General features: G+C 74.8%; 14 protein-coding genes. 7 read left to right on the forward strand and 7 right to left on the reverse strand.

Translation table 11 applies throughout. The features are described 5' to 3' along the window. The first annotated feature begins 1 nt into the window (after position 1). Positions 2 to 1,075: a winged helix DNA-binding domain-containing protein gene (locus tag LV78_RS21180; RefSeq protein WP_253847050.1), complete on the forward strand. Its 1,074-nt coding sequence runs from the start codon at positions 2 to 4 to the stop codon at positions 1,073 to 1,075. 85 nt (positions 1,076 to 1,160) lie between these two features. Here the strand turns inward: LV78_RS21180 and LV78_RS21185 are convergent, their stop codons facing one another. Further along, positions 1,161 to 1,742, reverse strand: coding sequence for a TetR/AcrR family transcriptional regulator (locus LV78_RS21185; protein WP_253847053.1), 582 nt, complete (start codon positions 1,740 to 1,742; stop codon positions 1,161 to 1,163). A gap of 50 nt (positions 1,743 to 1,792) precedes the next feature. Here LV78_RS21185 and LV78_RS21190 point away from each other — a divergent pair, with 50 nt between their 5' ends. Beyond that, complete coding sequence (locus LV78_RS21190) at positions 1,793 to 2,740, forward strand: quinone oxidoreductase family protein (RefSeq protein ID WP_253847055.1); 948 nt, start codon at positions 1,793 to 1,795, stop codon at positions 2,738 to 2,740. Positions 2,741 to 3,115: 375 nt separating this feature from the next. Here the strand turns inward: LV78_RS21190 and LV78_RS21195 are convergent, their stop codons facing one another. Continuing rightward, positions 3,116 to 3,487: a hypothetical protein gene (locus tag LV78_RS21195; RefSeq protein ID WP_253847058.1), complete on the reverse strand. Its 372-nt coding sequence runs from the start codon at positions 3,485 to 3,487 to the stop codon at positions 3,116 to 3,118. A 157-nt stretch (positions 3,488 to 3,644) separates the two neighbouring features. Next, a complete protein-coding gene (locus LV78_RS21200; protein ID WP_253847060.1) occupies positions 3,645 to 4,460 on the reverse strand; it encodes an RNA ligase family protein in 816 nt (271 codons plus the stop codon). A gap of 163 nt (positions 4,461 to 4,623) precedes the next feature. Here LV78_RS21200 and LV78_RS21205 point away from each other — a divergent pair, with 163 nt between their 5' ends. Further along, complete coding sequence (locus LV78_RS21205) at positions 4,624 to 5,115, forward strand: NUDIX domain-containing protein (RefSeq protein WP_253847062.1); 492 nt, start codon at positions 4,624 to 4,626, stop codon at positions 5,113 to 5,115. 39 nt (positions 5,116 to 5,154) lie between these two features. Here LV78_RS21205 and LV78_RS21210 read toward each other — a convergent pair whose 3' ends face one another. Beyond that, positions 5,155 to 5,550 carry a RidA family protein gene (locus LV78_RS21210; protein WP_253847538.1) on the reverse strand — a complete coding sequence of 132 codons (396 nt, stop codon included), beginning with the start codon at positions 5,548 to 5,550 and terminating at the stop codon, positions 5,155 to 5,157. A 114-nt stretch (positions 5,551 to 5,664) separates the two neighbouring features. Between LV78_RS21210 and LV78_RS21215 the strand changes: the two genes are divergently transcribed. Next, on the forward strand, positions 5,665 to 6,663 hold the full coding sequence (locus LV78_RS21215) for a helix-turn-helix transcriptional regulator (protein WP_253847070.1): 999 nt from the start codon (positions 5,665 to 5,667) through the stop codon (positions 6,661 to 6,663). A gap of 74 nt (positions 6,664 to 6,737) precedes the next feature. Beyond that, positions 6,738 to 8,207 carry a cellulose binding domain-containing protein gene (locus tag LV78_RS21220; protein ID WP_253847072.1) on the forward strand — a complete coding sequence of 490 codons (1,470 nt, stop codon included), beginning with the start codon at positions 6,738 to 6,740 and terminating at the stop codon, positions 8,205 to 8,207. 25 nt (positions 8,208 to 8,232) lie between these two features. Here the strand turns inward: LV78_RS21220 and LV78_RS21225 are convergent, their stop codons facing one another. Beyond that, positions 8,233 to 8,919, reverse strand: coding sequence for a hypothetical protein (locus LV78_RS21225; protein ID WP_253847074.1), 687 nt, complete (start codon positions 8,917 to 8,919; stop codon positions 8,233 to 8,235). Positions 8,920 to 9,304: 385 nt separating this feature from the next. Between LV78_RS21225 and LV78_RS21230 the strand changes: the two genes are divergently transcribed. Next, positions 9,305 to 9,529: a hypothetical protein gene (locus LV78_RS21230; protein ID WP_253847075.1), complete on the forward strand. Its 225-nt coding sequence runs from the start codon at positions 9,305 to 9,307 to the stop codon at positions 9,527 to 9,529. A 76-nt stretch (positions 9,530 to 9,605) separates the two neighbouring features. On the opposite strand, the gene LV78_RS21235 is transcribed toward LV78_RS21230, so the two are convergent. Then, positions 9,606 to 10,322 carry a MerR family transcriptional regulator gene (locus tag LV78_RS21235; protein WP_253847081.1) on the reverse strand — a complete coding sequence of 239 codons (717 nt, stop codon included), beginning with the start codon at positions 10,320 to 10,322 and terminating at the stop codon, positions 9,606 to 9,608. Positions 10,323 to 10,442: 120 nt separating this feature from the next. Between LV78_RS21235 and LV78_RS21240 the strand changes: the two genes are divergently transcribed. After that, the gene (locus LV78_RS21240) at positions 10,443 to 11,567 is read left to right on the forward strand and encodes an erythromycin esterase family protein (RefSeq protein WP_253847083.1); all 1,125 of its coding nucleotides are present in this window, start codon (positions 10,443 to 10,445) and stop codon (positions 11,565 to 11,567) included. Positions 11,568 to 11,762: 195 nt separating this feature from the next. Here the strand turns inward: LV78_RS21240 and LV78_RS21245 are convergent, their stop codons facing one another. After that, entirely contained in the window at positions 11,763 to 12,362 is a 600-nt protein-coding gene (locus LV78_RS21245; RefSeq protein WP_253847085.1) for a YdcF family protein, read from the reverse strand. Positions 12,363 to 12,430: the final 68 nt, after the last annotated feature.

Below are 12,430 nucleotides of genomic sequence, written 5' to 3' on the forward strand. Positions count from 1 at the left end.
GATGACCGTGCTGACCACGCGCGAGCTGAACCGCGCCACCCTCGCCCGCCAACTGCTGCTGGAGCGCGCCGACCTGGACGCGTGGGGCGCGGTGTCGCACCTGTGCGGGATGCAGGCGCAGGAGCCGCAGGAGCCGTTCACCGGGCTGTGGTCGCGGCTGCGCGACTTCGCGCCCGCCGACCTGGACGACCTGGTCACCGGCAGGCGCGCGGTGCGCGTGCACCTGATGCGGCGGACCGTGCACCTGGTGACCTCGGACGACGTGCTGGCGTGGCGGTCGCGGCACGCCGACATGCTGCGCCAGAAGGTGCTCGGGGTGTACCGGGCCGACCTGGCGGGCGTCGACCTGGACGAGCTGGCCGCCGCCGGGCGGGAGGCGCTGGCGGGGGAGCCGAGGAGCGCGGCGGAGGTGGTGCGCGCGCTGGCCGGGCGGTGGCCTTCGGTGGCGGCGCGGGCGCTGGGCGAGATGGTGATCGCCGCGCTCGTCCCGGTGGCCCAGACGCCGCCGCGCGGGCTGTGGCGGGCGAAGGGCGGGGTGCGCAACGCGCTGCTCGGCGACTGGCTGGGCCGCGACCCCGACCCGCTGGACCCCGACGACCCGGTCGGCCGCGAGCTGGTGCGCCGCTACCTGGCCGCGCACGGTCCGGCCAGCTCCGGCGACCTGCGGATGTGGAGCGGCCTGGCCGGGCTGCCCGCCGCCGTGGCGGCGGTGCGCGGGGAGCTGGTGTCGTTCCGCGACGAGCGCGGTCGCGAACTGCTCGACCTGCCGGACGCCCCCAGGCCGGACGGCGACGTGCCCGCGCCGGTGCGGTACCTGCCCGCGTTCGACAACGCGATCCTGGGCTACCAGGACCGAGGCCGGATCATCGACGACGCGCACAAGGGGCTGTCGGTGGCCGGGGAGCGGGTGGTGCTGGTGGACGGGCGGGTCACCGCGACCTGGCGGGTGGCCGAGGACGTGGTGCGGGTGGCGCCGCTGCGCGAGCTGACGGGGGCCGAGCGCGACGAGGTCGTGGCGGAGGGCGAGCGGCTGGCGGGATTCTTGACCGGCGGCGCGCGGGTGGCGGTGGGCTGAGCCGGACCCGCGCGGGTCGGGCGCCGCGTCGACCTCGGCCTGCGCGCGGGCGGGTCGTGGGCGGTGCGCTTCGCGGCGGTGGCGCTCAGCGCAGCAGCCGCTCCAGGTACAGGTCCAGGCCCGCCTCCAGGTGCTCGGACGTGCCCGTGGACAGCAGCACCGTCACCCCGCCCTGCACCGCCGCGATCACCGCCGCCGCCATCCGGTCCGGGTCCAGCCCCGGATCGGCCTCGCCCGCCGCCTGGGTGGCCACCACGCCGTCGCGCACGCACGCCTGCCACCGCCGCAGCAGCCCGGTCGTGACCGCGCGCGACTGCGGGCTGAACCTGCCCACCTCGGCGATCAGCACCACCAGCGGGCAGTGCGTCCCCTGGTCCCGGTACCGCCCGACCACCAGGTCCCGCCACCCCTGCCAGGCCGCGCGCGAGGTCAGATCGCTCAGGTACGGCTGCTGGTCCTCGAACACCCGCTCGGCCTCCAGCTCGGCCACGGCCAGCAGCAGCTGCTCCTTGCCGTCGGGGAAGTAGTGGAAGACCTGGCTCTTGCCGGTCCGGCTGCGCCTGCACACGTCGTCCAGGGTGGTGGCGCTCGCGCCGCGCTCCCGGACTTCCTCGGCGGCGGCCTCGACGATGCGGGCGCGGGTCGCGGCCCCCTTGGCGGTGATCACCCCGAGGAATGTACTTGTGGGTACATTTTGCCGGAAATACCGTCGCCGGCATGAGAGCGATCGTGATCGAGAAGCCCGGTGGACCCGAGGTGCTGGCGCTGCGCGAGCGGCCGGACCCGCGTCCCGGACCGGGCGAGGTGCTGGTGGACGTGCGCGCGGCGGGCGTGAACTTCATGGACACCGCCATCCGCGCGCAGGGGGCCGTCGAGGTGCCCGGCATGGAGGGCGCGGGCGTGGTGGCCGAGGTGGGACCGGACGTGCGCGGGTTCGCGCCGGGGGACCGCGTCGCCTGGATGACGCTGGACCACGGCAGCTACGCCACGCGCGTCGTGCTGCCCACGTCGAAGCTGGTGGCGCTCCCCGACGGCGTGAGCGAGGAGACGGCCGCCGCGCTGGTGCTGCAGGGGCTGTCCGCGCACCACTTCGCCACCGTGTCCCACCCGACCCAGGCCGGTGAGGTGGTGCTCGTGCACGCCGCGGCGGGCGGGGTCGGGCTGCTGCTGGTGCAGTTGGCCAAGGCGCGCGGGGCGACGGTGGTCGGGCTGGTGTCGCGGGAGGAGAAGGCCGAGGTCGTGCGGGCGGCGGGCGCGGACCACGTGCTGGTGTCGACCGGGGGCGCGTTCGCCGAGCCGGTGCTGGAGCTGACCGGAGGCGTGCACGCGGTGTTCGACGGGGCGGGCGGCAGCACGTTCGCCGCGTCGCTGCGGGTGCTGCGCAGGCACGGCACGCTGGTCTACTACGGGCCGCTGATCGACGACGTGCCGACCGTGCGGATGAGCGAGCTGCCGCGCAGCGTGCGCGTGACCTACTCGTCGGTGGAGGACCACGTCAGCGGCCCCGGCGAGCTGGAGGCGCACGCGGGCGAGCTGTTCGGCATGGTCGAGCGGGGTGAGCTGGTGGTGCGGATCGGCGGGCGCTACCCGCTGGCGGAGGCGTCCAGGGCGCACGCGGACCTGGGTTCGCGCGCGACCACCGGGAAGCTGCTGCTGATCCCGTAGCCGGGCGGGACCGGGGTGGAGGTCCCCGGCGCGGGAGCCGCTCCACCCCGACCTCCGCGCGACTCGCGGAAGCCACCCGGCCGACCGCCGTCCCCGTCCGGTCGCACGGGCCGAGCTCCCGGCCGGGACGGCGCGCCTCCCCCCGGTACGCGCCGCCCCGGCCCTCCCCCAGCGGATTCCCCCAGGAGTCCCGGCTGCGGTGTCGGGCACAGTCCAGCGCACCCCGGCGCGCGCGAGGGGGCCGTTCGGACACTCCTGGACGTTCCTGGACGAAACCCGCACGGAAACCCGCGCGACGAAGGGGAACGCCCTCCCAGGCGGACCCGGGAGGGCGGAGAGTGCCACGCGGGCCGGGGCCCCGGTCGTCGGGAACTCCTAGGCGGCGCCGATCCACTCCCAGGCCCGGCACTTGCTGTCGCCGCCGCCGGTCTTGCTGCTGCACACCCGGAAGCTGATCACCTCGCGGGGGCCGACGCTCCTGGTGCCGCACCCCTTCTTCGCCCCGTTGGAATCCCCGAGCTTGTACACGGTTCCCGAGCCGCCCACCGTGTACTCGATGCGCACACCGCGGTCGTTCGCCGACGTGTCGCACACGCGCAGGTACTGGTGCGTGTGCGACACGTACCCGGAACCGCCGCCGTCCGGCGGGGTCTGCCCGTGCTCCGCCGCCGAGGCGGCATGAGTGCTGGCAGCCAGCATGAGGACCGTTCCGGCGGCCACTGCCGCCGCCTTCCGCGCGAACTTCACCACGAGATCCCCCTTGAGTTCCCCGGACCAGCCTTCAAGATCAAGTCCTTCGACCTGGGGGACGGTACAGTCGCGCCGCCGTTCGGACTACCCGCCAAAAGTTGCATATTCACCCCGCCGGCAACTGCTCTGCGGCGGGCCCCGCGAGCACCGGCCGTCACGCGGCGGGCGGGAAGTCCTTGCGCTTGATCTTCGCCCGCCGCCCGTCCGGGTGGTGGAACACGACGCCCTCGGCCAGGTGGCCGGGCGCGAACGCGCTGTCCAGCCCGGCCAGGTACTCGCGCAGCTCGGCGTACCCGCGCGGGGCGTCGACCAGCACCGGAGCGGCGGCGTCGAACGGCACGCACAGGTGCGCGTCCAGGCCCAGCGGGTTGCCCTGGATGCGCGGGCCGAGCGCCTCGCACGAGTGCTCGCCGTCCGGCCAGCCGGACACGTCCGTGCCCCCGGCGGCGGCCAGCACCCACTTGTCCTGCGCGGACGCGGCGTCGGTGTCGACGTACCAGCCGTCCACGATCCCCCGCTGCTTCTGCTCCTTGCTCGGGTTGCGCCGCTTCTCCACCCGCACCAGGTGACCGGCGCGCACGGTCAGGCGCACGTTGGTCCCGTCGAGCTTCTCGGTGCCCACGCCACCGCCCTCGAACACCCAGGCGCACTCGGCGCGCGGCCGGTCCACCACCTGGAACCGCTCGTCCCGCTCGAAGAGCGTCGGGATCTTCTCCATGACCTGCTTCCCCCTGACCACCTGCCCGGTGAGCTCCTCGTGCGAGATCGACCCGGCCGCCAGCCCCGCCGCGAGCGAGCGCACCAGGTCGGCCACCGACACCCCGGCGTCGACGGCGACGTGCTTGAGCGCCCTCTTCTCCTCCGGGGAGATCCACGCGACCAGGCGCGACCACCCGTCCGGGGGCGTCCACCGCGCGACGGCGGCCGGGTCCTTGCGCGGCCTGCCGAGGCCCTTCGGCTTGTCGTCCACGGCGGGGACGCTAACTTCGGCGGGACGCTTGTGTCAATTGGCATAACAGAAAATCTGCGCAGGTGGCCGCCAGGAGGAACCCGTTTCGTGCGCCGCTGGGCGGTACCGGCAGCGGCACGCGGCCGATACCGGGGCCCGGCGGGAGAGGGCTAGCGTTGCCCTGGTGAGCGAACCCCTGGGGATGCGCCCGCCGGGCCTGGCGGGGTTGACCGGCAAGCACCTGGCGGCGGGTGTGCTCTTCCGGGACCGGGCCGGTCGGGTGCTGCTGGTCGAGCCGTCGTACAAGCCGAGCTGGGAGATCCCCGGCGGGGCCGTCGAGGTGGACGAATCGCCGTGGGCGGCGGCCTCGCGCGAGCTGGCCGAGGAGCTGGGGTGGACGCGGCCGGTGGGCAGGCTGCTGGTGGTGGACTTCCACCCGGCGCGCGACCGGCGGCCGGAGACGGTGGCGTTCGTCTTCGACGGCGGGCTGGTGCAGGAGTCGGACCTGGCATCGGTGAGCTTCCCGGACGGGGAGCTGCTGTCGACCGGGCTGCACCCGCTGGAGCGGGCGCGGGAGCTGGTGCGGCCCTGGTTGGCCGGGCGGATCGCGGCGGCGCTGCAGGTCGTGGACGGTGGCGGGACCGCGTTGTGCGAGGTCGGCGAGCGGGTGGCGTGAGCCGGTCCGCCCGCTCGGCGGCGGACGGACCGGCCGCGATCACGCGACGGCGGTGCCCTCCAGCTCCACCAGCAGCGGCGCCAGCGCCAGGCGGGTGACGCCCAGCATGGTGGTCGTCGGCGCGACCTGGGCCGCGCCGAGGCGGGCCGCGAGCACCCCGTAGTGCTGGAAGAGCAGGTCCACGTCCGTGGTGTGCACGTTCAGCCGGACGAGGTTCGCCAGTGACATGCCCGCCTCGCCGAGCACCGCCTCCAGGTTGTCCAGGCTCAGCGCCAACTGGGCCGCCATGTCACCGTCGTGCTGCGGCGCCCCGTCCGCCCCGGTCGCGGTCTGCCCCGAGCAGTAGAGGGTCCGGGAGTGCCCGGAGACCACCTCGCCCTGGTTGAACCCCATGCCCGCCGACCAGCTCGTCGGGTTGACCGCCGTTCGCTCCACTGCCACGCCTGCTCCGCTCCCGTTCGCGGCGGTCCGGTCGACCGCCCGTGGTGGTGGACCCTGCCGGGTAATCACGACACCTCCCGTCAGGTATTCCTGGCAGGATTCCGGGACGTGCGAGCTGACCGGTTGGTCTCGCTGGTCCTGCTGCTGCGCGGCCGGGGCAGGCTGTCCGCGACGGCGCTGGCCCGCGAGCTGGAGGTGTCCACGCGCACGGTGCTGCGCGACGTCGAGGCGCTGTCGGCGGCGGGCGTGCCGATCTACGCCGAGCGCGGGCGGCACGGCGGTTTCGCGCTGCTGCCCGGCTTCCGCACCGAGCTGACCGGCCTGAACCACGACGAGGCGCTGGCGCTGCTGGTCGCGGGCGGCGGCTCGTTCGGCCTGGGCCCTGCCTTGGCGGCGGCACTGCGCAAGGTCGCCGACGCCCTCCCCGAACCCCACCGCGACACCGCGCACGACGCCGCGACCCGCCTGCTCGCGTCCCCCGCCACCGACCTGCTCTCCCGCCCCCTCGCCCCGGACAACGCGCCCGACGCGGTCCTGGCCGCAGTGCGCCGGGCGGTGGTGGCCGGGCGCAGGCTGCGCATCCACTACGCGCCACCCGACCGGGACCCCGGCTGGCGCGTGGTCGACCCGATCGGCCTGGTCACCGCAGGTGGGCGCACCTACCTGCTGGCGACGCGCGACGGCGAGGACCGCACCTACCGCCTGTCCCGATTCCGGTCCGCCGAGGCGCTGCCCGAGCCCGCGACCCGCCCGGCGCGGGTCGACCTGGACCGGCTGTGGCGCGAGCGCTGCGCCCGCTTCATCCCGGACTCGGCGCAGGTCACCGTGCTGGCGCGGGTGTCCCCGTCGCGCCGGGAGGAACTGGCGGGCACCGCGCTGGCCGTGCGCGCCACCACCTCCGACGCGCACCCCCGGCCGCACCTGGAGGTCGTCTACCAGGACCGCAGGCACGCCGAGTGGGCGCTGTGGCAACTGGCAGAGGACGCCGAGGTGGTGTCCCCGCCGTGGCTGCGCGAGCACCTGCGCGCCCGCGCCACCGCGCTGGCCGCCCGCTACGCCGCACCACCGCCCGCCGACGCCTTGACCACCCGGAAAACCAGCCCCTAGATTCCGGGGACATCGTCCTCGACGGGGCCGCCGATGTCGGGGCACTCCCGCACGCCTCGCAGACAGGACCGACGATGATCCCGCGCACCCCCGACTCCCCCGGCTTACGCCCCGCCGCCGCACTGGGCGTCGTCACCGCCGTGGCAGCCGCCATCACCCTCGCCGCCGTCCCCTCCCCAGCGCGGGCCGCCGCGGGCTGCCGGGTGGACTACCGGGTCTCCAGCCAGTGGTCGGGCGGCTTCACCGCGAACGTCGGCGTCACCAACCTCGGCGACCCGGTCACCACCTGGCGGCTGACCTGGTCGTTCGGCGCGGGCCAGTCGGTGACCCAGGCGTGGGGCGCGGTCGCGACCCAGACCGGCGCGCAGGTCAGGGCCGACAACGCGGGCTGGAACGGCTCGCTGCCCACCGGTGCGAGCGCCTCGTTCGGCTTCAACGGCTCCTGGACCGGCGCCAACCCGGTCCCGCAGGAGTTCGCCCTCAACGGCGTCACCTGCACCGGTTCCACCACCCCGACCACCACGACCACGGCCGTGCCGCCGCAGGACGCGCTGGCCAGGGCGCACGCGGTGGGCCGGGTCAGGCAGTCGGCGGGCGCGGCCCGGTACACCTGGCCCGGCGTCGCCTTCGAGGGCCGCTTCCGGGGCACCGGCGTGGGCATCACGCTCAACGACGCGCTCAACGACTACGACGTCCAGATCGACGGCGGCACCGTGGCCACCCTCGTCACCCCCGGTCGCGTCACCCACCAGGTCCAGGGCCTGACCGACGCCGTGCACACCGTGCGCGTGGTCAAGCGCACCGAGGTCCCGTGGAGCGCGGGCGAGTTCGGCGGCTTCACCGCGGCCCCCGGCGGCGAGCTGCTCGACAAGCCCGCCCCGCGCGCCCGGCAGATCGAGTTCATCGGCGACTCCCTCACCGCCGGCTACGGCAACACCTCCACCAGCCGCGACTGCTCGGCCACGGGCGTGGACCGCAAGTCCAACGCCGACCTGACCTTCGGCGCCCTGACCGCCAGGGCGCTCGGCGCGGACCACCAGATCAACGCCCAGTCCGGCAGGGGCATGGTCCGCAACTACAACGGCGGCGACCCCGGAACCGACTTCCGCACCTCCTACGAGCGAGGCCTGCAGAACGACCCGGACGACACCTGGCAGAACCCGCCCACCTGGCGCCCGCAACTGGTCGTGGTGGGCCTGGGCACCAACGACTTCTCCACCCCGGTCAACCCCGGCGAGCCCTGGACCGCCGACACCCTGGTCACCGCCTACAAGGCCGCCTACCAGGGCTTCCTGACCAAGCTCCGCACCACCTACGGCCCCGACGCGGTGATCGTGGTCAACGCCTCGAACCTGTTCGCCCAGACCGCCCAGCAGGTGGTCGCCGACCGCAACGCCCAGGGCGACACCCGAGTCCGCTTCTGGAACCACGACGACCCCCGCCTGGACCGCCTGGGCTGCGACTGGCACTACTCGACCGCCGACCACAGGCTCCTGTCGACCCTGCTGACCGACTACATCGCCACCCTGCCGCTGACCTGGTGACCACCCCCGAGGCCGCCGCCACCCGTCACACCTTCGGCAGGTGCGCGGCGACCTCGGCCAGCGCGTCCAGGGTCTCGTGGTCGAACCCACCGGCGCCCGCGTTCTCCACCTCCGCGATCGTCACCTCCTTCCCGGAGCGCTCGCTGCCGTACCGCAGCCCGGTGAACTCCACGTCCGCCAGCTCCAGCAGCCCCGCGCCCAGCGGGGTGATGTCACCGGTCCCGTGCTCGTCCACCAGCGCGGTGAACTCGCGCGCCTGACCGGTGCTCGCCAGACCGACCCAGGCCACGGACACCACCGCCGTGCGCCCCTCGGCGTCGGCCACGGCGAACAGGACGCGGTCCAGCGCGGTGCAGCGGTGGGTGGTGAAGAAGTCGCGGACCTGGCCGTGGGACGCCAGCAGGCAGTCGCCCTGCTGGCGGGCGGTCCGCTTGACCTGTCTCAGCCCGAAGCGCTGCCAGGCGCCCTCGGCGTCGCCCTTGCGCGCCGACTGCTTGCCCTCGGCCTTGCGGACGCGCAACTGCGCGGAGGAGGACACCCCGGCCTCACCCGCTGCCGCCGCGCCACCGGCGCCGATCGTGCCGCCCGCGCCCGACGAGAGCACGGCCAGCGCCACCGCGCCCGCGGCCACCGTCACCCCCGCACCCCCCGCCTTGCCACCCCGGATCGGTCTGACCCGCCCCTGCTTGTCGGTGAAGAAACCCCCGGCCACGCCCTGCTCCTCCCGCTCGTGTTCGTCCCAGCGCGCAGAGTAGGGAGGCGCTCCGACAAAGCCGTGCGACCGACGCCTGCCGGACCGCGCCAACACGTCACTGGAACGGGTGAAAATCAGGGGCATCGACGCTGGTCACGGGGCTGGTGTGAAAAACCTGCTCAGCGCAGCCGAGCCACCCGGTGCGGGGCGAGCGGTGGTAGCGCCGCCTTGGTGGACGCCGGGTGCGGGGCGAGCGGTGGTCGCAGGAGGCTGACCGGGCGCCGGTTCGGCGTCGCGGAATGGTCGGCGCGCCAGCTGCATCGCGGGACCGGGCGGACACCAGCGGATCGGTGACCGCCTGCGGAGGAGCGGAGCGGGGGGCGCGTTGATTGCAGGCGGCGCGGTGGCGAACCGGGCGGGGGCCGCCGTCGCGGCGCTGGGGCTCGCGGTGACGCTGGAGTTCCTGGGGCCGCTGGCGACCTCGCTGCGGCGGGTCGACCTGCTCGCGCTGGTCGACCCGCTCATGCTGGTGGTGGCCCGACCGGGTGTCGTGGGCCGCCATCGGGGTGATCGCTCTGGTCGACGCGGTGGTCCTCGTCGGGCGAGCGGGAAGGCGTTGTGGTGGTGAGGCGAGGGCTGACGGCCTGCGCGGGTGATCACCGCCCAGGGGCTCGGTCGAGTTGCGCGGGTCGGGAATCCGGGGTTCAGCGGTGGGCGCGCGCAGGGGCGTGGGGCGTCGTCGGACGTGACCGGAGCGCCAGGTAGTCGTCCAGGCGGGCCGCGCCGGTGAGCATCGCGCGGGCCCGGGTGTGTAGGTGTGCCCTGCGGGTGGTGAGGGAGGCCGCCACCGCCTCCGGGGCGCCTGCGCGCAGGTCCGCCAGGAGTGGGGCGATCAGGGGCAGCGGGTGGCCGCCCTTGCGGAGCTGGGCGATCAGGTGGGCGTCTCGGACGTCTTCCGGGCGGTAGGTGCGGTGGCCCGACCGGTCGCGCTCCGGGACGAGCAGGCCCTCCGACTCCCAGCGGCGCAGGGTTGCGGGACGCAGGCCCAGGCGGTGGGCCAAGGCCCCCACCGGGAGCGGGGTTCTGGTCGGCGGGTGGGGGGCGGTCAGGTCGGTCAGGGCTGCGGCCACCGCGTCCAGGGCGGCTCGGTCCGACAGCAGGGCGGCGTGGCTCCGGTCGATCAGGTCCAGTGCGCGGTCCAGGTGGTCCTCGTTCGTCGCGGCCATGATCTCCGTTGCCACGGCGTGGCCGTGCGCGGCTGCCAGGGACAGGAAGGCGCGCAGTGCCGCCGCGTGGAGCTCGGTGTAGCGGCGGTGGCCCGAGGGGGCCCGCTCGGCTTCGGGGAGGGCGCCCGCTGCCTCGTAGTTGCGGATCGCCTGGGTGGACAGGCCGTGTTCGCGTGCTAGGTCCACCGTGCGCATCGAGGTTCACCTTGGTTTGAGGGTTTCGGGGTATTGAGCTGCTTTTTCTTGGCATAACTCCACACCGTTGCATCAACGATAGCGTCGAAGGGGTCCAAGACCGGAATCAGGAAGGTCGTCATGATCCTCGAAGACCTGGACGTCACCGCGCTGCTCGGAACGCCCCGGCTGCTCGCGCTCGGTGAGGCCATGCACTCCGAGCCCGCGCTGCCCGCGCTGCGCAACGAGCTGTTCGGCCGGTTGATCGCCGACCACGGGTACCGGACCGTGGCGGTGGAGAGCTGCTGCCTGCGCGGCAGGCTGGTGGACGAGCACGTGCGCACCGGCGCGGGCGAGGAGGCCGAGGTGCTGCGCGACGGGTTCAGCCACGGGTTCGGGGAGGTCGCCGGGTCCGCCGAGCTGGTGCGGCTGCTCGCCGGGCACAACCGGGCCCACCCGCACGACCCGGTCGGGTTCGCCGGGTTCGACGCGCCCACCGAGATGACCGCCGCCGACAGTCCCCGCGCGGCGTTGGAGCTGGCCTGGCAGGGGGAGCTCCCCGCGCACGTGGACGAGCTGCTGGGGGCGGACGGGCCGTGGATGGAGCCCGCCGCCGCCAGGGACCCGTCGCGGGGGATCGGGTCGGACCCGAGGGTGGCCGCGTTGCGGGTGGTCGTGGAGGAGCTGCGGTGGAGCGGCGCGGCGCGGGCCGCTGATCGGACGGCCGAGCAGCGGTGGGACGTCGAGCTGGGGGTGCGCGTGGCGTCGGGGTTGTTGGCGTACCACGCGGCGATGGCGGAGGACAGGCCTGACCGGTTCCCCCGGCTGGGCGGTATCCGGGACACGGTGATGGCGGAGAACCTGCGCGCGCTGACCGAGCGCGGGCCGACGCTGGTGTTCGCGCACAACCAGCACCTGCGCGCCTCGGCGATCGACTGGGAGGTGGGTGGCGCGGTGAACCGGTGGCCGAGCGCGGGATCGCTGCTGGCCGCGCGGCCCGAGCGCAGGCACGCGGTGATCGCCACCGCCGTGGGCGTCGCCGAGCACCAGGGGCTCGGGAAGCCGGAGGCGGACAGCGTGGAGGGCAGGCTCGCCGCGCGGTACGACCGGCCCGCGCTGGTGGGGGTGGACGAGATCGTGGGGCTGTCGGCGGGGGCGCGCAAGCGCGGCGGGTCGGAGCGGCAGCTGAGCTACTTCCCGCTCGACCCGGCCGCGCCGCGCGACTACGACGCGGTGCTGTTCCTGCCGGAGATCGGGCAGGGGTGAGCGGGTGCGGGGCCGCGCGCACGACCGTGCGGCCCCGCACGCGGGCGACCGGGAACGCTGCCGGGACGCACACCGGGGACCTGGCCGAGGACCGGGTCGGGCCTTGAACTCGACCGGCGGGCGCGGGCGCGACGACCAGGGCTCCCCCAGGTCGGACCGGACGGCCGAGGCGCGTGCCTGCGACCGGGGTGGGAGTTACCCCGTCGGCCTCCCCGCGTCGACACGCCGCAGGCTGCGACGACCGCGCACGGCCAGCAACGGCTTGAGCAGCAGCCACTCGCCGAACCGCTGGTCGCGCGCCCGCACCAGCCGGGCCGCCAGGTCCGGGCGCTGGCGCCGCAGGTACTCGCGGGCCTTCTCGGCGTGGAACGGGTTCGACACGACCTTGATCCGGGCGAAGCCCTCCAGCAGCGGCCCGACCTCGCGCACGTTCTCCCAGGTGGTGCGGCTGCTCGCCTCCCGCAGCAGCGGACCCCGGTAGCCGAGGGCGCGGGCGTGCCCGGCCAGCAGGTCCGCCTCCGGGCGCGCGCCGCCCACCGGACCCCCGCAGACCACCAGCACCGACCCCGGACCGTCCAGCGAGCGCAGCCCCGCGCGCACCCGCCAGCGGTTCACCGCGTTGGGCCGCTCACCCGTGTTCCGGTAGCCGAGCACGACCACCGCCGTGCCCGAACCCACGCCCCGCACCCCCGTGCCGAGCCTGCGGCGGGACGCGCGCCAGTGCTCCACCTCGCCCCACACCAGCGCCGCGACCAGCAAGGACCCGACACCCGCCACGATCTTCCGCACCGGCACCCGATCAACCTAGCGGCCAAGGGGTCACAGGTCCTGCGGAGCCACAGGGCCGATCGTGCACCTGTCGC

Origin of the sequence: Actinosynnema pretiosum (genome assembly GCF_024171695.1) — a bacterium.
GTDB lineage: Bacteria > Actinomycetota > Actinomycetes > Mycobacteriales > Pseudonocardiaceae > Actinosynnema > Actinosynnema pretiosum.